This window comes from Thalassotalea sp. G20_0, assembly GCF_017744175.1.
In the GTDB taxonomy this organism is placed as follows: Bacteria; Pseudomonadota; Gammaproteobacteria; order Pseudomonadales; family Endozoicomonadaceae; genus Endozoicomonas.
Map to the genome: position 1 here is coordinate 128,640 of NZ_JAGHQV010000011.1, position 18,714 is coordinate 147,353.

Consider the following 18,714-nt stretch of genomic DNA (forward strand, 5'->3'; position numbering starts at 1 on the left):
GCTATTTTATTCAGGAAGTTTTCTTTGTCAACCCGACTTTTCTCTCTTCAGCAACCTTGTTCATCGGTCACCTCCGCTTGTCGTCCTGGCTAACTGTCTCCCTGAGCAGCGAGGCGTATACTAGAGAAACTCTTGGTCCGTTGCAATCTTTTACATCACTTTTTTCAGCGCATCATTCTTCTTGCAGGCCGTTCTTAAGGTTTTCAATTCAGGAAACTGGTCAGTAGCCTCATCCCAGAATGACGTACTCAGCTTTTCTTCTACTGCGGCATCCATCTCAAGCCACCATTGCTCAGGAACTCTGGGCAGGGACTTGATCGCAACCTCATAGCCCGCATCCATTAAGCGACGACTTACTGCTTTTGCAAATTCTCTGCGGGAAAAAAGTCCCAGCGAGATCCCATTGGTCAGTTCGCCCTGAGTAATCACAAAGCTGTCGATTCTCTGGGCCTGAAGTTCCCTTAACAGCCGTATTGCCGCATCCCTGCTGGCCAGTGGCGGTATATGAACCCAGTAATCCTCCTGCTGACTGCTTTCGTCTGCACGCTCTTTACTGCTGACACCCACGGCAAACAGGCGTTGCTGTAACTCATCCACCTCGATCACATTGGCCAAAGGCCCGACGATCAGACATTCCTGGACAGCATCACCGGAATACAGCGAGGTTTCCAACGCTGGCTGAACTTCCGTCTCATTCCGCAGAGACTGAAGATAATCTTCCGTCTCAGTCAACAGAACCAGCCGCTCACCTGCGGCTTCGGTATAGGCACTATCACTCTCAGGCAGCCAGTAACCCACCCTGGACTCCTGCCATGAGCCCCAGGCAAAGTAACCGATATTGGCAAACACAAGAAAAATTACTGTCAAACGCATTTTATATAACGGAGTTACTCCCCTCCTGTTCGAAAGCAAGCGCCAGACCATCCATCACCAGCGCGGGATGATGGTAACACTCACCCCGGATATACGGCTGAACCAAGGTAGCATCGCCTCCGGTGAGATAAACCAGGCATTCTTTGCCACAAGCCGTTTTATACTGCGCCTGTTGTGTATTAATCATGGCTACAGCCATGGCCAGAATACCGTTATTAATGCACCCGGCCGTGCTAGTTCCGTGCATCGTCGTTGACGCTTCTGCTTCTACCATGGGCAGTTGTGCTGTCCTGGTATGCAGCATTCCCTTCATCAGGCCGACACCCGGTACAATATATCCGCCCAGGTGGTTCCCGCCGTCACTCAACAAGTCAATGGTGATGGCAGTACCACAACTCACCACCATTTTATTGCAGGGTTCTTTATTCTCTGCCCTGTCCAGATGATGGGCCGCCAGCATAGCCAGCCAACGATCAACGCCCAGACCAGGATAGGCAGCCTTAACGCCCCGGTACTGCTCTTTAACCTCGGCCTTTAACAGGGATACATTAAAGTGCTGATTAACCGCAGTACTCAACTGCGCAAAACGCTCATCACCGGAGACAATGGCCGCCCTGGCCGAATCGACCGGCCCGATTTGATCCAGCAGCTTTGGCAGTTCGTGTTGCCAGTCTTCGCTGTTGGCAAGAAAGCCATGGGAAATGATGTGGCCGCTATTCAGTAGCCGCCATTTTAATCGGCTATTGCCTGCATCCAGTTCCAGAATTCTCATGATGACTTGCTCTTTGTGGGTGTCGCGGCCTTTAATGAAACCTCACCGCCATTGAAAATCATCATACCTTCACGGGTCTGCAATAACAGTCCTCCATGACCATTCACCCCAGAAGCTACGCCGGACACCATTTTACCGGAAGCATCCAGGACAACATCCTGCCCGGCAAAAGCGTCATAGTGTTCCCACTGGTCTTTGAAATGGCTGAAGCCCTGCTGACTGAAAATATCCAGGGTACGGCACAACTCGTTGATCAACTCACTGGCTACCTGGTTTCGGCTCACTGTTGTACCACAAACCCGCTGCATATCCACTGCAGGCTGGCTGATACCGTTGATCTGTTGCTGGCTCAGGGCAATATTGACGCCAATACCGATGATCACCTCACAGTCGCCGGTGGGGTCTCCATGCACTTCCAGCAGGATGCCACTCAGCTTCCGAAAACCGCCGGGCGAGTTCCACAGCACATCATTAGGCCACTTCAGCTTGAGATCATTGCCACCGCAGCGCTCAAGCGCTTTCAGCACAGCCAGACCAACCGCCAGGCTCAACCCTTCCAGGGATGCCATGCCAGCCCTGTAAAACCAACGTACAGACATACTGATGGTCGAACCAAAGGGATTATCCCAGGCTCTGCCCCGGCGACCACGGCCGCTGGTCTGATATTCTGCCAGACACACACCTTTTATTAACGGGCTGTCAACAGGAATCTCTCTGACCAGATCATTGGTAGAGGCGATGTTCAGACAGGTGTGGAGAACCACCGACTCTCTGACGGATGGGTCCAGGGCATTGAGAATACGTTCATTATCCAGCAACTCAACCCCCGGACGCAGCCTGTACCCTCGTCCTTTGACTGAATCAATTTGCAGGCCGAGCGATTCCAGCATTTTCAGCTTTTTCCAGATCGCTGCGCGACTGATCCCCAATGCCCTGCCCAGCGCTTCACCGGAGTGGAAACTGCCATCAGCCAGAAGTTCTAATACCTTTTCCATTTATAGGGAGTCCGCATACCTGTCAGGAAACTGAATATTATATCAGGCCAGAGCATTTAGCGGACACAAGTCCTTTCTGATAGCTTCTGCCGTGAGCTCTGCTCTATACTGCACTTTCTCCAGACACCGACAAAAACAGATGGATCAGGGAAACCGCCGATGAGCATTTTCAAGTCCCACATCACCCGGATGAGCGCTTATTCTCCGCCACTTGAAGGCAGAGACCCTCATCACAATCTGCTGTTGGACTTTAATGAGAGAACGCTGCCCGTCAGTGAACATGTCAAACAGGCACTGATTAACTACATCAATGATGATCGTTTGCAAGTGTACCCATCCTATGGCGACCTGACCCGGAAAATCGCTGACTACGCAGGCGTCAATGAACCCCAGGTAATGATCACTAATGGCTCTGACCAGGGCATTGATATTATTATCCGTGCGGCCTGTACAGAAGGTGATGAAATCATCATCCCCGGTCCGACCTTCGCGATGTACCATCAGTGCGCCAATATTGAAAAGCTGAACATTGTTGAGCCAGACTATACGCGGCAAAACGGCTTCCCGGTTAACGCAGTATTGGACGCCATCACTGCAAAAACCCGGCTGATTGTCATCGCCAACCCGAACAACCCCAGCGGCACGCAAATCCAGCGTGAAGATATTCTGACCATTGCCAGATCCACACCGGATACCGCCCTGCTAGTGGATGAATGCTACTTTGAATATTCTCAGGCCACCGTTGCTGATGCGGTTATGGCATACCCGAATATTCTGGTCACACGCACCTTCTCTAAAACCTGGGGCCTGCCTTCCATTCGACTGGGCTACGTGATCAGCCACCCTGACAACATCCGGGCACTGCTGAATATCCGTGGCCCTTATGATGTTAACCAGTTTGCCGCCGTGGCCATCAGTGCCGCCCTGGACTATCCGGAGTATACCCATCAGTACATCAGAGAAGTTATGGAGGCATCCAAACCTTTGTTTGAGCAGTTCCTTGATCAACAGGGCATTCCCTATTGGCCCAGTGCTGCCAATTTCATCTGGGCATTTCCGAAGAATCCTGAGGTCATTGAGCAGCACCTGCGCAGTCATGGCATCCTTGTTCGCCCCAAGTCTGACCAGACCGGGCGTAAAGGCCTGAGAATAACACTGGGTGATATTGCCCAGACCCGGCAACTGATCGAGAGGATTCAGGAGGGGCTTTCCATCGCGGGAGCCGCCTGATTGGCTAAGGGCGCTTTATTGGCTGAAGGCTCTTTATTGGCTGAAGGCTCTTTATTGGCTGAAGGCTCTTTATTGGCTGAAGGCTCTTTATTGGCTGAAGGCTCTTCCAACTCCCGCACATCATGCGTCATGCGCATTGGGCAGAAGTTTGGTCCACACATGGAGCAGAAACCCGCATCCTTGGCGCTGTCCTGAGGGAGGGTTTCATCGTGGTAGGCTTTTGCGGTATCCGGATCCAGGGCCAGGTTAAACTGGTCCTCCCAGCGAAACTCAAAACGGGCACGGGAAAGCGCATCATCCCTTAGTTGTGCCCCCGGGTGACCTTTGGCGACATCTGCCGCATGGGCAGCAATTTTGTAGGCGATCAATCCCTGTTTCACATCCTCACGGTTGGGCAGACCAAGGTGCTCTTTTGGCGTCACATAACAGAGCATTGCACAGCCAAACCAGCCAATCATCGCTGCACCTATCCCGGAAGTGATATGGTCATAGCCAGGGGCGATATCCGTCGTCAGTGGACCCAGTGTGTAAAAAGGTGCCTCGTGGCAATACTCCAGCTGTTTATCCATATTTTCCTGAATCAGGTGCATCGGTATATGCCCGGGGCCTTCAATCATCACCTGAACATCATGTGCCCAGGCTTTCTTTGTCAGTTCACCCAACGTTTTCAGTTCAGCAAACTGTGCTGCATCGTTGGCATCAGCCACCGATCCCGGGCGCAGCCCATCCCCTAATGAAAGGGTAATGTCGTATGCCTTGCATATCTCGCAGATCTCATCAAAGTGTTCATAAAGGAAGTTTTCGCTGTCATGAATTTCACACCACTGCCCGAGAATCCCACCGCCCCTGGAAACAATACCGGTCACCCGATCAGTGGTCAGTTTCACATGGCCTCTCAGCGTTCCGGCATGAATGGTGAAATAATCTACCCCCTGCTCTGCCTGCTCAATCAAGGTGTCCTTCATCACCTCCCAATTAAGATCCGCTACCTTGCCGTTTACTTTCTCCAGGGTTTGATAAATAGGCACGGTACCAATCGGTACCGGCGAGTTTCTGATAATCCACTCCCGGGTTTCATGGATATGTTTACCGGTGGAAAGATCCATCACCGTATCGGCACCCCAGCGGGTTGCCCAGAGCAGTTTTTCAACCTCTTCCTCTATGGTGGACGTCACCGGTGAATTACCAATATTGGCATTGACCTTCACCAGAAAGTTTCGGCCGATAATCATTGGCTCAGCTTCGGGATGGTTAATATTCGCGGGTATCACAGCACGACCGGATGCCACCTCCTGACGAACAAATTCGGGGGTTATCTTCGCTTCGGGCCTTCCCATGTTTTCCCTGATGGCGATATATTCCATCTCCGGTGTGATTATTCCCTGCCTGGCATAGTGGAGCTGAGTCACATTTCTTCCAGACAAGGCACATCTGACAGGGGCAGATGACTGAAAGCGCACCGGCTCAACCTGAATATCCTGTTTTCGTCGCAATGCATAGGTTGAAGAATGGGCACTCAACTCTTCTGAGTCTTCACGTGCCAGTATCCATTCTGAGCGGATAGGCGGCAGGCCCTTAAGCAGATCCAGGCAGTATTCCGGATCAGTATAAGGACCGGATGTGTCGTACACCCGAACGGCCGATTCAGTGGATAACTGACTGTACTCCCCGTGTCTTTGCCCAGTCGTTATTTCCCGCAGGCCCACACGAATATCATGGCGGCTGCCGGGGAGGTAAATTTTCCGTGAAGCAGGAAATGGACGACAGGCTTCTGCCAGAAGTGACTGACTGTCAGCAATTGGAGCACGCATCTGAATACCCTGAAGTTGAGAGTTACCGACCATGAATATCCCTTATCTATTGTTATTGGTATGGCTTGCCGGTGTCTCAGGCCAGAGAAAAGGAATAGACGGTTTTGGCTAACTTGACTCATCAAGGTTAGCAAGAAGCTGCTTGATTTAAAGCAAAACAATGCTTCAGATATTAAAGGCATGGTTGGCCAAAAGCGTGATCAGCCATCCACCAGATAGCAGCCCGGTACTCTCTTCTCTTGTTCCCTTCGCAGGTGTTACCCTGAGCAGGTTCAACGAATTTGCTGCACTTATCCCCGATAAAATGCAGCGATCTCAGCTTTACGCACTCCGACAAGATGGGAAGATTATAAAGGTGCCCTCCCTGAAAAAGTAGTACCGGATACCTTTTAACCCGGATATTTCAAGGCAGTTTATGAAATATCCGGGTCAGGAATAATCCCCCTCCAGCTCTTTAAGCAACTTGCCCATATATTCCCTGAGGTATTCAGAGTTCCGCTCTGCCATTCTGCGTCCGGCGGACGTCTGCATGGTGTCAGACAGCTTCAGCAACTTCACCTGAAAATGATCCAGCGCGTATTCACGGTCATCAAGGGCCCGGTGCTCAGCCAGTGGGTCTTCGGGGTCGAACATTTTCCGCCGCAGCAGGCCCGATGTATAAAAAACCCGGGCCAGCCCAATAGCTCCCAGAGCCTCCATCCGATCAGCATCCTGAACAACTTTGGCTTCAATGGTTTCGGGTGCAATGCCCGCAGAATAGCTGTGACTGGCCACCGAGTGACAGACGTTATCAATCAACTCAGCAGGAAACCCCATATCCTCAAGGCAGGTTCTGGTCTTTATGGCAGCCAGCGAAGAGGCCCTGGATCTCTCAGGATGATCTTTTGGCAACACCACAATATCGTGAAAGTAGCAGGCAGCGAGAACCACCAGTGGATTCACAGACACCTGCTCCAGATCCATGATCTGCTGTGCCGTTTTCCAGACCCGCTGAAAATGGAAAAAGTCATGGGAGTGGTCATCATGGTCGTGGTGCATGGATTGTAGCCAGACGATAATTTTCTGCTCCCAGCTACTCAGGGTGTCGCTGCTGCTATTGCTCATGAGTTCAAAAAAGACTGTAGATGGAGGGATAAATTTAAATGAATGAAATAATTTAAAGTGATTGTACTGTGGCTGCGGAATATTTTCAGCGCATGATTTATATCGGTGACTGTATGCGGTAACGGGCAACCGTACAGGTACTCCACCCCTCGAAGCGATCAAGTGTCATCCCCAGTTGTTGCATAACTCCCTGGGCAAACTCATTAGTGGGGGTTGTATAAGAAATAATCTCTTCCATGCCCAGCTGGTTAAACCCGAACTGAGTCACTGCCTCAACAGCTTCCAGCACCAGCCCCTGTCCGCGGTAAGCAGGTAAAAAGCGCCAGCTCATCTCAATATGCTTGCCATAGGGAGAAAAGCCGCAATAGCCAATCAGCTGGTTATTCTCTTTGAATACCACCGCCCAGCGCGACCACCCCCACTTATCCAGTTCCGCCTGATAGCGCCACAGCTCGGTTTCTGCAAGGCTTCCGGGCTCTGTGGCCATGGCATCTGAAGCGCCGGGAGGCGTTTCGCCCAGTAAAGCGGAGTATGCATCAACATCCTGTAACTGCCAGGTACGAAGTATCAGACGGGGCGTATCAGTAACAATCAGCACGGTAAAATAGTCTCCAGAAACTTTGCTCCAACAAAATAAATACTCCGCCATTTGGACAGTTAGATGATCTGAAAGTTCTCACTCATTAGGCAGCCCGATGAATACAACTAACTGATTTATTGACACAAATATCAAGAATAGCAATTGCCATCATCAGACCAGACAACGCCAATAGATAATCAGGCAAAAGCGAAGAGAGCCTTAAACTGCAACCTTTTACGAGCAGATGTTGATTTCACAGGCTGCGCAAGTTCTTTCCCTATATTAGTGTGCGCAGATTGTCAAAAGTTCCCTGATTCCATAAACGGATGGCTAATAAGCATATCACTCTTGCCTTAAAAGCAATGTAGAGTTATACCTGTTTTCCACCGCTGACAGGCAAAGGAGTTGCTGGTAACGGGCGATATTAACCAGGGCATGATTTTTGAAAGTAAAGTGGAGATTAACGAGTGGCTATCGTTTCCATACCTGAGCCTGAAAAACAGATCACACTGGGCATCAGCTCTTGCCTTTTGGGCCATAAAGTGCGCTATAACGGTGGGCACAAACGCTCATCTTTTTGTGTCAACACGCTGGATAAATTCTTCCACTTTGAGCCGGTCTGTCCTGAGATGGCTATCGGGCTGGGAACCCCCAGAGAGCCCATCCGACTGGTCGGCCAACTGGCTGAAGCATCACAGTCAACCGGACAAAGTTCATCCTCTGCGCCCGATAAACAGTTGCAAATCCGGGTAGTCGGCACTGACAATTCCAGCCTGGATGTAACGGATGCTCTGGCGCAGTATGGTCATGATATGTCTGACCAGCTGTCACATATTTGCGGCTATATTCTGATGCAGAAGTCCCCCAGCTGTGGCATGGCAAGGGTCAAGGTGTACCATGAAAATGGCCATCCGCTGGGTGAAAGTGCACCCGGGGCCTATGCCAGGGCATTTATGGAGAGCAACCCACTGCTGCCTGTAGAAGAAGAAGGCAGGCTGCACGACCCAATACTCTGTGAAAATTTTTTCACCCGGGTTTACGCCTATGACCGTTGGCAGAAAACCGTGATGGCAGAGCCATCTTATGCCGCTCTTGTCGACTTTCACTCTACTCACAAGTACATGATCATGGCCCACTATCCCCAGGGGTATGAGTTACTGGGCCAAATCGTGGCCAAAGGCAGCAAAGCGAATCTGCATGAACTGCTGGAGGAGTACCTGCGCAGCTTTATGAGTGCCCTTAAACGACGGGCCAATCGAAAATCTCATACCAATGCCATGATGCATATTCTCGGATATGTGAAAAAGAGCGTCGATGGCAAAGAGAGAAAGCAACTGCTGACGTTGATTGAAGAGTACCGTCAGGAAATGATCCCCCTTATTGCCCCCATGACCATGCTAAGGCATTTCATAGACAATCATGGTAGTGTATATATTCAACGACAAACCTACCTGACACCTCACCCGGATCAGCTGGGCTTGCGCAACCGGATCTGATGATCAGTGCCAATAAAAGAAAAAGGAAAAAATATGTCCATCTGGAAAAGGCCTTACAGTACTGAAACCGCGGTATTCAAGGAAAACATGTGTGACCACTTGGGTATTGAGATTACCGAAGTAGGAGATGACTTTCTCCGGGGCACCATGCCAGTTGACCGCAGAACCATTCAGCCCATGGGACTGCTGCATGGTGGTGCCTCGGTGGTTCTCGCTGAAACACTGGGCAGTGTTGCCGCCAACCTGTGCTGTGAAGACGGAGCCTACTGTGTAGGTCTGGAAATCAACGCCAATCATCTTCGCTCAGCCACGTCCGGAAAAGTGACCGGCACAACCCGCCCCATTCATATCGGCCGCAGTACCCAGGTGTGGGAAATCAAGATTGAGGATGACCAGGGCAGGCCCACCTGTATATCCCGTATTACCATGGCAACCAAGAAAATATAATCAATAATTCATTTGGCTTTTGCAACATCATCCCGAAGTGCATCAAGCAACTGCATTTCCAGCTTAATCTGATCTTCAGCAAACTTTCTGATGCCTTCCGCCAGCTTTTCCGTTGCCATGGCATCGTCGTTCATCGCCCAGCGAAATGCTGCCTCATCCAGAATCACTTTTTCATCACTACACACTGGTGAGTCGGCAAACAACTTTTGTTCAAGCAGTTGCCCGGATGATTCCAGCTGATCGAGAAGATCCGGACCAATCGTCAGGCAATCACAACCGGCTAACTCGGTAATCTCACCGGTGTTTCGGAAGCTGGCTCCCATCACCACGGTGTTGTAGCCATGTTGTTTGAAATAGTTGTAGATACGGGTGACCGACTGAACGCCGGGGTCTTGTGAAGCAGTAAAATCCCGGCCTTCTGCTTTTTTGTACCAGTCGAGAATCCGGCCAACAAACGGAGAGATCAAATAAGCACCGGCTTCGGCACAGGCTTGAGCCTGGGCAAAACTGAACAGCAAGGTCAGATTACAACGAACACCTTCTTTTTCCAGAACCTCCGCCGCTTTGATACCTTCCCAGGTAGACGCTATTTTGATCAGCACCCGCTCACTATCAGCGCCCTGCTCTTTATAGAGATCAATCAGCTGTCTGGCCTTTTGAATCGTCGCGTCAGTATTAAACGACAGTCGTGCATCCACTTCCGTTGACACAAAGCCCGGCACTACCTGCTGAATCTCTTTGCCAATACTGACTGTCAACCAGTCACAGGCATAACGGGCACTGACCGCTTTTTCTGTAGAATGGTTGCGCCCAAAGGCAATGGCTTCATCAACCAGCTTTTTATACGCCGGTAACTGCGCGGCTTTTAGAATCAGTGAAGGATTGGTCGTCGCATCAACCGGCTGGTATCGACGGATGGCTTCGATATCACCGGTATCGGCCACAACCTTGGTCATTTTTTTTAATTGGTCGAGCTGATTTTGCATACTGTACCTTCTTCCAGCCAAGCAAACAGCTGGATGCTTGATAACCTGATAAGCACTTTAAAAGTTTACTATCAATCTTTTCGTCTTTAATCAACGAGGGTATCCCAGACTATCCGTATTTACCTTTTATATCAAAGAAATACCAGCATCATGAGGTATCCGGGGTTGCAGCAGCATCGGCAATTTCCTGATCGCACTGAATAAATTCCTCAACCTGAAAACGATAGGGAATAGACACCTGAGAACCAGCACTCATGACCGAAAGGCCGGCACTGGCATTGGCAAAGAAGGCTGCTTCCTCAAGCGATTTCCCTTCCGCCAGGGCCACCAGCAGTGCACCGTTAAATGTATCGCCAGCCGCCGTTGTATCAACCGCCTTAACCGGAAACCCGGGAACCATCAGCCCTTCAGGATGGCCTGAAATCATTGATGATGCATAGGCCCCATACTGACCCATGGTGATCACCACGTCAGTAATACCTTTCTCATGCAATAGGGTAGCAGCCTGAGTTGCCGACGTTTCATCCAACACTTTAATACCGGTAAGAAGGTCTGCCTCCGTCTGATCAGGCGTAATCAAATCCACAGTCAGTAAGTCATCCCCGGAACACGGTTTGACAGATGCGGGGCTCAAGGCAACTTTAGTATGGCTTCTCCTGGCAATATGAGCAGCCTGTCGCATGACAGATTCAGGAATCCCCTGCGGCAAGAGCAGATAATCTGCACCAGCGATCAAACTATGTTTCTGCTCAATATACTCTTCACTCAGGCAGCCATTAGCACCAGCAGAAATACCAACCATATTTTCGCCTTTGCCATTCACGAACATCAGGGCCACCCCTGTTTGGGCATCCACTATTTCAGTAATTGCCGATGTATCAATACCTTCATCACTCAGTTGCTGTACTATTTCCCGCCCCGGATCATCCTGCCCGATCGCTGCCATCATAAGTGTATTGCCACCAAGGCGGGCACAGGCTACTGCCTGATTAGCGCCTTTGCCCCCTGCCATAATGTCGTAAGATGAAGCGGTAATGGTTTGGCCTGGTTTGGGAAAACAATCAACCCTCAGAATATGGTCAACATTAATACTGCCTAGCACGAGAATCTGCTTACTCATATCACCACCGGTGAAAATCAGGCTGACAACTTGATCAAGTGTAATGCATATGTCGTTTGGGGTTGGAGGTTTTGGAAGCGAGTTGGCAGTGGGCAGTTGGTTTTAGGATAGGTTTTCAGGGGTGTGTTTCCCTTCTTTTTAATTTTGTCAGGTATAGCGTTACGGCGATGGCTATGGTCAGTAGCAGGTATTTGAGCCATGGCAGGGTGAGTAGCCAAATGGAGAGGCTTATGGTTAGCCAGAGAAAAATAACTGCGCGGATATATACCCTGGTGGAAATGCTGCGTTGATTAAGATATTGGCGTAGTGGGGGGCCCAGTGTTGGGTGGTTCAAGAGCCGGGCGTGAATGGTTGGAGATGATCGCAAGCTGAAAAAAGCGGCCAATAATAGAAAGGGTGTGGTGGGTAGTAGTGGCAGGAAAATGCCGATACAACCCAGTGCAACACAGAGCAGGGCGCAGGCTTTAAAGGCGCACCGGAGTAACGGGTTGCGGATTAGAATACCGGGTGATTGGGGGGGCGAGGTTTTATCTCTTGAGTTCATGGTTATCGAAAGTGGATTCTGCGGGTACGTTTTACTCAAAAAATGCCTCTTGAATCCGGGTAACATAGGTCAATTCAACCAGTTTTTTCAGAGTCACCAGATAATTGGGCTGATTAGTATCACCCACCACCAGATACTGCTCCTCATCACACTGTAAACGTCCGGGGGATTCTTTGTAGACAATTGCGGTTGGGTCAATGTACATCACCTGCCTTGCGGTATTTACATGGGCAGGAATACAGAACTCATAGCTCAGGGATTGCTTGCCATCCGCTGGGCCATAAAGGCCATCCGCATCCAGGCGGGTCAAGTCAAACGCTACCTTTTGCTGCACTTTGTCTTTCAGCAGACCATCCAGATGGCTGCAGGCCGATAGCAAAATCGCACCCAGCACAATGGCAAATAATTTTGATATGTTCATGGGATTTCCAGTCGAGCGATGGTGCCTGTCTTTATTGCTTTTAAGTAGTTGGCCAAATGGAATCGTATATTTCTGGCTAAGTGGGCAGTTACTATGCAAGGCACAACGCAGGGAGCATAGCCTTAGCTATGTGACCGGAGTTGTAACGCCGCAGAGTGACTGTCCACTTAGTCAGAAAATAGGATTTCATTTGGTTAACTACTTATTATTAAGAATGGCTTTCCCAAAGGAAAGCCAAACGTTAAGACGACTGCAGAATATTATGCCAGCGGCTTGAGGCCTACGGCTTGACGAATAGACGCCAGCACAGAAGCGGCTTCAGCCCGGGCCTTTTCAGCCCCCTTCAGCAGCTCTTTTTCAATAAATGCTGGATCTTCAATCAGCGCATTATAACGTTCCCGGGGAGCTTGCAAGTGAGCATTCAGAAATTCAAACAGCTCATTTTTCAAATCGCCCCAGCCAGCACCATCAGCATATTGCTGACGTTTTACCTCAATCTGAGTGGCATCGGCAAATGCCGAGTAGATCTGGAACAGCGTGCAGGTATCCGGGTCTTTCGGCTCACCCGGCTCCAGTGAGTTGGTTTTGATCTTGCGAACCAGCTTCAGCAGTTTCTTTTCAGGGATAAAAAGCGGAATGGTATTATCGTAGCTTTTGCTCATTTTACGACCATCAAGACCATTCAGCACTGCCGTGGTTTCACCCACCACCGCTTCAGGCAAGACCAACCGGGTCTGGTAATGATGATTCATACGTCCGGCAATATCCCGGGCCATCTCAATATGCTGGACCTGATCACGCCCCACCGGCACTTTATGGGCATTAAACATAAGAATATCCGCCGCCATCAGGACCGGGTAGCAGAACAACCCCATGGTCACGCCCTTGTCCGGGTCCTGCTCACCGGCTTCTTCATTAGCCTGAACCGCTGCCTTATAAGCATGGGCGCGGTTCATCAGACCTTTGGCGGTCATGCAGCCCAGAATCCAGTTCAGCTCGGCAATTTCCGGAATGTCTGACTGACGGTAGAAGGTGACACGGTCCGTATCCAGGCCCAGTGCCAGCCAGGTAGCGGCAATCTCCAGGGTAGACTGGTGGATTCGCTTGGGGTCACGGCCTTTGATCAGGGCATGATAGTCCGCCAGAAAGTAGTATGAAGCAATATCGTCACGCCAGCTTTCCTCAATGGCAGGCTTGATGGCCCCTACGTAGTTACCCAGGTGTGGTGTTCCAGTAGTTGTAATACCTGTCAGTACTTTCGTTTTACTCATGAGTTCACTCGCACAGCGACGATTTAACCTGGCCTGACGCGCTGACCAGAAAGGAGTTTCGTTAGAAAAGGGCAGCATTATAAAAGAGCGCCGCCCTCTCTCACAATAGACACCTGATTCTCATGATGACATAGCCATGTTGTCAGCGGCAGACACCCGATGCCGGCCAATAATGGCGCGCAGACGCAAGGTCAAAAGGATGGCACTCATGGTCAATGCACTCACCAGACCAATCCATAAGCCATGAGGCCCCATTGGTGCCACAATCCAGTCAGTCAGCCCGAGAATATAGCCCAGGGGTAACGCCACGCCCCAGCAGGCAAACAGAATCATCGCCATGGGAACCCGGGTATCTTTATAGCCACGAAGCGCACCATTAGCCGCAATCTGAATGCCATCGGCGTATTGGAACAGTGCCGCATAAACCAGCAGCTGAGAGGCCAGAATGGCCACCTCTGTGTTCTGTGTATAGATCGAGGTCACCACCCCTGGCAGAAACAACATCACGGCAGCGCTGAGGGTGGCACTGACCAGCGTTGTGACAATACCCGCATAGCTGGAGTAGGCGGCCTGCGCAGTTTTACCGGCACCCAGTGCCTGTCCGACACTAATGGTAAGCCCCATGGAAAGACTCAACGGCACCATAAAGGTCAGTGAGGAAAAATTAAGGGCAATCTGATGCCCTGCCACCACAATAGCACCTAATTTCCCGATCAGCAGAGCCACCACCGAAAAGATACTGGCTTCAAAGAAAATGGCCAGACCGATAGGCACACCCAGCGTTAGCTGACTGGCAATAATGTTCAGACTGGGCAAGTCCCACTGGTCAAACAGACCAATTTTGCGATGCTGCTGAGCCAGCATCGTGTATGCCGCCATCATCAGGAACATGGCCCAGAAGCAAACGGCTGTCGCATAACCACAGCCAACGCCGCCCAGCTCCGGGAACCCGAACTTGCCATAAATCAATACATAGTTCAGCGGAATATTCAGAGCCAGGGCAATAAAACTGAACACCATGCCGGGCTTGGTTTTACCCATTCCTTCGCAGTAGCAGGTAAGCGCCTGGAACAAACAAATCGCCGGAACGCCCCAGGCAAGCGCTTTCAGATACTCCAGCGTTTTACCCGCCATCGCAGGCCCAACCTGCAACCATTGCAATACGACATCGGATTGGTAAATAAAACCCAGGGCCAACAGGCTCAACAGCAGGGCAATCCATAACCCCTGACGCACCTGACCAGCAATCTCTCCGGTTTGACGTGCACCGTACAGATGGGCAACCGTGGGCGTAATGGCCATTAATATGCCACGGATTAACAGGTAGACCGGCACCCAGATACTGGAGCCAAGGGCAATAGAGGCCAGATCCAGGGCTGAATATTGCCCGGCCATACTGGTGTCGACAAATGACATACCGGTGGTTGCCAGTTGGGCCCCCATGATAGGCCCGGCCAAATACATTAATTCACCAAGTTCGCCACGATAACGGGCAAAAGCTGAAAGATTGTTGCTCATTGTTGCTCACAGAATAGAAACCCACGGCAGACAGAGCCGGGGCGAAGGATTATATATTCTATTAATGAATCAAAAAATGATTGAATTGGATTTTTCGAAATAATACTAAACTGATCTCTTTTTAATAGCTTCAAGTCTCTTAATATCAGCAGCAACCTCCTCCATCACAGCTGCTACAAATTCTTTCACTTCTTCATTAGTTGTATCATCAGGATCATACTCGGGTTCAATGTAATCCTCGGAACGATAATGCTCTAAATATCTGATAGCATCAATCATTGTCTTCGTGATACAGCGGATTTGTCCGGAAGTTAACTGTTTGCCGGAATCTAATGCTTCTCGACGTGAATTGAAATTTTCAACACCACGTCCAACATATGTGGTAAATTTCGGGGCATGCATACCATTAACATAGGCTTTCAACACATTAACCTGATGATCTCCAAAATGCGACGGGTCTCGTTTTTGAATTTCCGCAGGCATTTTAAAGGGAGAAGCACTTATTCCCCTGACCACAATACTTATTGCCCTATCCATTTTAAATCCCTCTTTATACAAATGTACTAAATAGCTGCCATATATTGATACGGTAAAAAAATGAAAGTACACATCCACCAGAATGTCAAAGTGGTTCTTATGTCATGTTGGAAGAGAGGCGTTTACTGGCTTTTTTTCTCTTCCTTTTTCTTTTTTTGGTTTATTTATTTGCTCTTCTGAATATTCTTCGGCGGTAGCATAACCGTCACCTGAAAATAGCACTCCTTCATCAGCAGTAACGTATGCCTCATCGGCTACTCCCTCACCACTGTTGAGTAATACAGAACCATGAGCCTCTGGCTGGGCGGCTAATTTTGTCTTTATTTGCTCAATAACTCTTTTCATTGAATCCTGTTTCCAAAGCTGGTTCACCGGAATTTCAATGACTTCGAATCCTAATTTTTGCAACAGGGCGATTTTCAGCAGCGTTTTACCGTTCCTGGTTTCGAAATCACCACTCACATAATGATAAGGTCCCTGAACGTCGATAACCATGTTGTAATCTGGCAGTAGCAGATCAATCGGAGGTAATGAGTTCAGACTCTTCTCTTCTTCAATTTTCAAAGACGGAAGGCTTGATTGGAGTTGCTCGCGTAAGGTAGTTTGAGACTGTGAAATGTTTGTCTGGTAGTAGGGGACCTCCGTACACGGTCTCCCAAGCCAACTGGCGGCCATGGCAATAACGGTTTGAGCCTCTATATTGTCCGAAGATATATTTCCCAGACGAGAAAATAGTTCACCTATGTGCTTTTCAAGCGGGTTTTTATTATTTATACCAAAGTATAGATAAGACCTGGCACAAAATACCATGACTCCCCAGAGAGACATCCATAGATTTTGCTGAGAACGCTGAGGGATTTCACTGATTCTGCCGACAAGAGAATCAAACGTAGATTTAATCAGGTTCAGCTCAATGGCCTCACCCAGTTTGGCCAGGGACCACAGCAGGTTGACGGTACCTTGAAGTTCGAAGCGGTCTTTCTCTTGTGTTGATTCGGCTTTGGTTTTTACATGGTACAACAGCGCGGTCATGGTTTCTTTGAGCTTCGCGGTCTTCTCCAGCTCCAACCCGATGTCCCCCAGTTTCGCCAGGGCCCACACCAGATTGGCGATACCTTGAGCACTGAAGTGGTCTCTCTCGTCTTTTGATTCGGCTTTGGTTTTCACATGGTACAACAGCGCGGCCAGGGCCTCTTTGAAGATCGCTGTCTTTTCCAGCTCCAGACCGTTGTCCATCAGTTTTGCCATGGCCCACAGCAGATTGGAGATATGCTGAGGAATAAAGTGGTCTTTCTGTTCTTTTGATTCGGCTTTGGTTTTCACATGGGATAACAGCACGGCTACCGCCTCGGTGAGCTTTGGTGCCTTCTCTAACTCCAGCCCCTTGTCCACCAATTTCGCCACGGCCCACAGCAGGTTGGCGATATGCCGGGCATTAAAGTGGTCTTTCCTTGCTTTTAATTCAGCTTTGTTTTTTGCCCGGCGCAACAGCGCGGCTACGGCCTCATTTAGCTGCCATGTCTTCTCCAGCTCCAGTCCGTTTTCCACCAGTTTCGCCAAAGCCCACAGCAGGTTGGTGATAGCTTGAGTGTTGAAGAGGTCTTTCTCTTCTTTTGATTCGGCTTTGGCCTTCACATGGGGCAACAGTGCGACTACAACCTCTTTGAGCTTCGGTGTCTTCTCCAGCGCCAGCCCGTTGTCCACCAATCTTGCCACGGCCCACAGCAGGTTGGCGATATGCTGAGGAATAAAGTGGTCTTTCTCTTCTTTTGATTCGGCTTTGGTTTTCACATTGGCCAGCAGCGCGGCCACGGCCTCTCTGAGCTTCGGTGTCTCCTCCAGCTTCAGACCATTGTCCAACAGTTTCGCCATGGCCCAAAGCAGGTTAGCGACTTCTTGTGGCTTGAAGTGGTCTTTCTCTTCTTTTGATTCGGTTTTGATTTTCACATGGGGCAACAGCGCGGCCACGGCCTCTTTGAGCTGCGCTGTCTTCTCCGGGTCCAGCCCGTTTTCGACCAGTTTTGCCAGAGCCCACAGCAGGTTGGCGGTACCTTGAGAGTGGAAGTGGTCTTTCTCTTCTTTTGATTCGGCTTTGGTTTTCACGCGGGTCAACAGCGCAACCACAACTTCTTTGAACTCCGGTGTCTTCTCCAGCTCCAGTCCGTTATCTACCAATTTTGCCACTGCCCACAGCAGATTGGAGATATTCTGAGGAATAAAGTGGTCTTTCCCCTCTTTTGATTCGGCTTTGATTCTCACCAGGGGCAACAGCGAGGCCACGGCCTCTTTGAGCTTCGGTGTCTTCTTCAGCTCCAGCCCGTTGCCAACCATTTTTGCCAGGGCCCACAGCAGGTTGGCGATACCTTGAGCCCCAATATCCCTGACTTCAGGTTTTTGCTTGCACTTAACTATTACTGCATCAAGTAACGTTGACAATAAGGCTGCCTGAGCCTCCTTACTTTTCTCATTCATGTATTTATGAGGGGTAAACACACCCGCTGACGTAAATGAATGAACCGTTGTCGTCAGGCTTCGCCAAGGCCACCCGGGTGTCACTTTAAAAGCGTGCAACAATGGTAACAGTTGGCATTGTTCACTATGATTTAATGGTCTTTTTGACCTTGAGGTGTATTGTTTGATTGAACAGGCAAATTCACTGTGTTTTTTCCCATTATAGCGCTCGGCATAATGAGTAGATATCCTCACCAGATCATCCATTTTTGCTTGTGTGAAGAGAGCATAAAAATCCTGAACAGGTTTTATTGAATGTCTTGGTGGATTGTTAGCAGAGCAGGCGTCAGAAGCAGGATAAAATTTATGACGCTCCGGGATATAGGGAAGTGGCGTATTCGTTTGCCTGACTGTGCCATACCTGTATCGCCCACTCCCTGAAGCACCGGTATGATCATCCGGTTGATTATAATCATTACCTGATGTTGTGCATGTCCAACTTATACCAGCACCGCCTCTGTCCATAATTATATTTCATTAATTCATGGGAAATATAAA

Annotated in this window: 17 protein-coding genes and 1 riboswitch; of the genes, 3 read left to right on the top strand and 14 right to left on the bottom strand. The window is 49.7% G+C overall.

The window, feature by feature from the left end; translation table 11 throughout:
• Positions 1-150 precede the first annotated feature (150 nt).
• Genes J7438_RS09180 through birA form a run of 3 tightly spaced genes read right to left on the bottom strand, consistent with a single transcriptional unit; the run spans position 151 to position 2,640 of the window.
• Positions 151-873, bottom strand: coding sequence for an SPOR domain-containing protein (locus J7438_RS09180; protein ID WP_209203096.1), 723 nt, complete (start codon positions 871-873; stop codon positions 151-153).
• A 1-nt stretch (position 874) separates the two neighbouring features.
• Entirely contained in the window at positions 875-1,645 is a 771-nt protein-coding gene (locus tag J7438_RS09185; RefSeq protein WP_209203095.1) for a type III pantothenate kinase, read from the bottom strand.
• Positions 1,642-2,640: a bifunctional biotin--[acetyl-CoA-carboxylase] ligase/biotin operon repressor BirA gene (birA, locus tag J7438_RS09190; protein ID WP_209276293.1), complete on the bottom strand. Its 999-nt coding sequence runs from the start codon at positions 2,638-2,640 to the stop codon at positions 1,642-1,644. Before birA ends, J7438_RS09185 begins: the two co-directional genes overlap by 4 nt.
• A 159-nt stretch (positions 2,641-2,799) precedes the next feature.
• Between birA and J7438_RS09195 the strand changes: the two genes are divergently transcribed.
• The gene (locus J7438_RS09195; protein WP_209203093.1) at positions 2,800-3,870 is read left to right on the top strand and encodes a pyridoxal phosphate-dependent aminotransferase; all 1,071 of its coding nucleotides are present in this window, start codon (positions 2,800-2,802) and stop codon (positions 3,868-3,870) included.
• Here J7438_RS09195 and thiC read toward each other — a convergent pair.
• The 3 genes from thiC to J7438_RS09210 all read right to left on the bottom strand — a co-directional run bounded on the left by thiC (position 3,837) and on the right by J7438_RS09210 (position 7,383).
• Complete coding sequence (gene thiC, locus J7438_RS09200; RefSeq protein WP_209276309.1) at positions 3,837-5,681, bottom strand: phosphomethylpyrimidine synthase ThiC; 1,845 nt, start codon at positions 5,679-5,681, stop codon at positions 3,837-3,839. The two genes, J7438_RS09195 and thiC, sit on opposite strands and share 34 nt — an antisense overlap.
• Before the next feature lie 226 nt (positions 5,682-5,907).
• Positions 5,908-6,024, bottom strand: a riboswitch (TPP riboswitch).
• Positions 6,025-6,110: 86 nt separating this feature from the next.
• Entirely contained in the window at positions 6,111-6,785 is a 675-nt protein-coding gene (locus J7438_RS09205; protein WP_209276294.1) for a phosphohydrolase, read from the bottom strand.
• Between the two features lie 97 nt (positions 6,786-6,882).
• Entirely contained in the window at positions 6,883-7,383 is a 501-nt protein-coding gene (locus tag J7438_RS09210) for a GNAT family N-acetyltransferase (RefSeq protein ID WP_101745418.1), read from the bottom strand.
• A 449-nt stretch (positions 7,384-7,832) separates the two neighbouring features.
• Here J7438_RS09210 and J7438_RS09215 point away from each other — a divergent pair, with 449 nt between their 5' ends.
• Complete coding sequence (locus tag J7438_RS09215) at positions 7,833-8,861, top strand: YbgA family protein (RefSeq protein WP_209276295.1); 1,029 nt, start codon at positions 7,833-7,835, stop codon at positions 8,859-8,861.
• A gap of 33 nt (positions 8,862-8,894) precedes the next feature.
• Positions 8,895-9,308 carry a hotdog fold thioesterase gene (locus J7438_RS09220; RefSeq protein WP_209276296.1) on the top strand — a complete coding sequence of 138 codons (414 nt, stop codon included), beginning with the start codon at positions 8,895-8,897 and terminating at the stop codon, positions 9,306-9,308.
• 8 nt (positions 9,309-9,316) lie between these two features.
• On the opposite strand, the gene tal is transcribed toward J7438_RS09220, so the two are convergent.
• From tal to J7438_RS09260, 8 genes are all read right to left on the bottom strand, one after another.
• Positions 9,317-10,294 (bottom strand): transaldolase, encoded by a 978-nt coding sequence (gene tal / locus J7438_RS09225; protein ID WP_209276297.1) that lies wholly within the window; start codon positions 10,292-10,294, stop codon positions 9,317-9,319.
• A gap of 148 nt (positions 10,295-10,442) precedes the next feature.
• Entirely contained in the window at positions 10,443-11,414 is a 972-nt protein-coding gene (rbsK, locus tag J7438_RS09230) for a ribokinase (protein ID WP_209276298.1), read from the bottom strand.
• A 115-nt stretch (positions 11,415-11,529) separates the two neighbouring features.
• A complete protein-coding gene (locus tag J7438_RS09235; protein WP_209276299.1) occupies positions 11,530-11,958 on the bottom strand; it encodes a YbaN family protein in 429 nt (142 codons plus the stop codon).
• Positions 11,959-11,989: 31 nt separating this feature from the next.
• Positions 11,990-12,379: a hypothetical protein gene (locus J7438_RS09240; protein WP_209203087.1), complete on the bottom strand. Its 390-nt coding sequence runs from the start codon at positions 12,377-12,379 to the stop codon at positions 11,990-11,992.
• Positions 12,380-12,639: 260 nt separating this feature from the next.
• Positions 12,640-13,650, bottom strand: a complete 1,011-nt coding sequence (locus J7438_RS09245) for a tryptophan--tRNA ligase (protein ID WP_286196487.1) — start codon at positions 13,648-13,650, stop codon at positions 12,640-12,642.
• Between the two features lie 120 nt (positions 13,651-13,770).
• Positions 13,771-15,168, bottom strand: a complete 1,398-nt coding sequence (locus J7438_RS09250; protein ID WP_209276301.1) for an MATE family efflux transporter — start codon at positions 15,166-15,168, stop codon at positions 13,771-13,773.
• Positions 15,169-15,273: 105 nt separating this feature from the next.
• Entirely contained in the window at positions 15,274-15,705 is a 432-nt protein-coding gene (locus J7438_RS09255; protein WP_209276302.1) for a hypothetical protein, read from the bottom strand.
• Between the two features lie 102 nt (positions 15,706-15,807).
• Entirely contained in the window at positions 15,808-18,681 is a 2,874-nt protein-coding gene (locus tag J7438_RS09260; RefSeq protein WP_209276303.1) for an RAP domain-containing protein, read from the bottom strand.
• Positions 18,682-18,714: the final 33 nt, after the last annotated feature.

Coding starts and splice junctions, on each gene's coding strand:
- J7438_RS09235 (WP_209276299.1), bottom strand. CDS start 11,958: ATGAACTCAAGAGATAAAACCTCGCCCCCCCAATCACCCGGTATTCTA.
- J7438_RS09260 (WP_209276303.1), bottom strand. CDS start 18,681: ATGGACAGAGGCGGTGCTGGTATAAGTTGGACATGCACAACATCAGGT.
- birA (WP_209276293.1), bottom strand. CDS start 2,640: ATGGAAAAGGTATTAGAACTTCTGGCTGATGGCAGTTTCCACTCCGGT.
- J7438_RS09250 (WP_209276301.1), bottom strand. CDS start 15,168: ATGAGCAACAATCTTTCAGCTTTTGCCCGTTATCGTGGCGAACTTGGT.
- J7438_RS09180 (WP_209203096.1), bottom strand. CDS start 873: ATGCGTTTGACAGTAATTTTTCTTGTGTTTGCCAATATCGGTTACTTT.
- J7438_RS09205 (WP_209276294.1), bottom strand. CDS start 6,785: ATGAGCAATAGCAGCAGCGACACCCTGAGTAGCTGGGAGCAGAAAATT.
- J7438_RS09195 (WP_209203093.1), top strand. CDS start 2,800: ATGAGCATTTTCAAGTCCCACATCACCCGGATGAGCGCTTATTCTCCG.
- tal (WP_209276297.1), bottom strand. CDS start 10,294: ATGCAAAATCAGCTCGACCAATTAAAAAAAATGACCAAGGTTGTGGCC.
- J7438_RS09240 (WP_209203087.1), bottom strand. CDS start 12,379: ATGAACATATCAAAATTATTTGCCATTGTGCTGGGTGCGATTTTGCTA.
- J7438_RS09245 (WP_286196487.1), bottom strand. CDS start 13,650: ATGAGTAAAACGAAAGTACTGACAGGTATTACAACTACTGGAACACCA.
- rbsK (WP_209276298.1), bottom strand. CDS start 11,414: ATGAGTAAGCAGATTCTCGTGCTAGGCAGTATTAATGTTGACCATATT.
- J7438_RS09255 (WP_209276302.1), bottom strand. CDS start 15,705: ATGGATAGGGCAATAAGTATTGTGGTCAGGGGAATAAGTGCTTCTCCC.
- J7438_RS09220 (WP_209276296.1), top strand. CDS start 8,895: ATGTCCATCTGGAAAAGGCCTTACAGTACTGAAACCGCGGTATTCAAG.
- thiC (WP_209276309.1), bottom strand. CDS start 5,681: ATGCGTGCTCCAATTGCTGACAGTCAGTCACTTCTGGCAGAAGCCTGT.
- J7438_RS09185 (WP_209203095.1), bottom strand. CDS start 1,645: ATGAGAATTCTGGAACTGGATGCAGGCAATAGCCGATTAAAATGGCGG.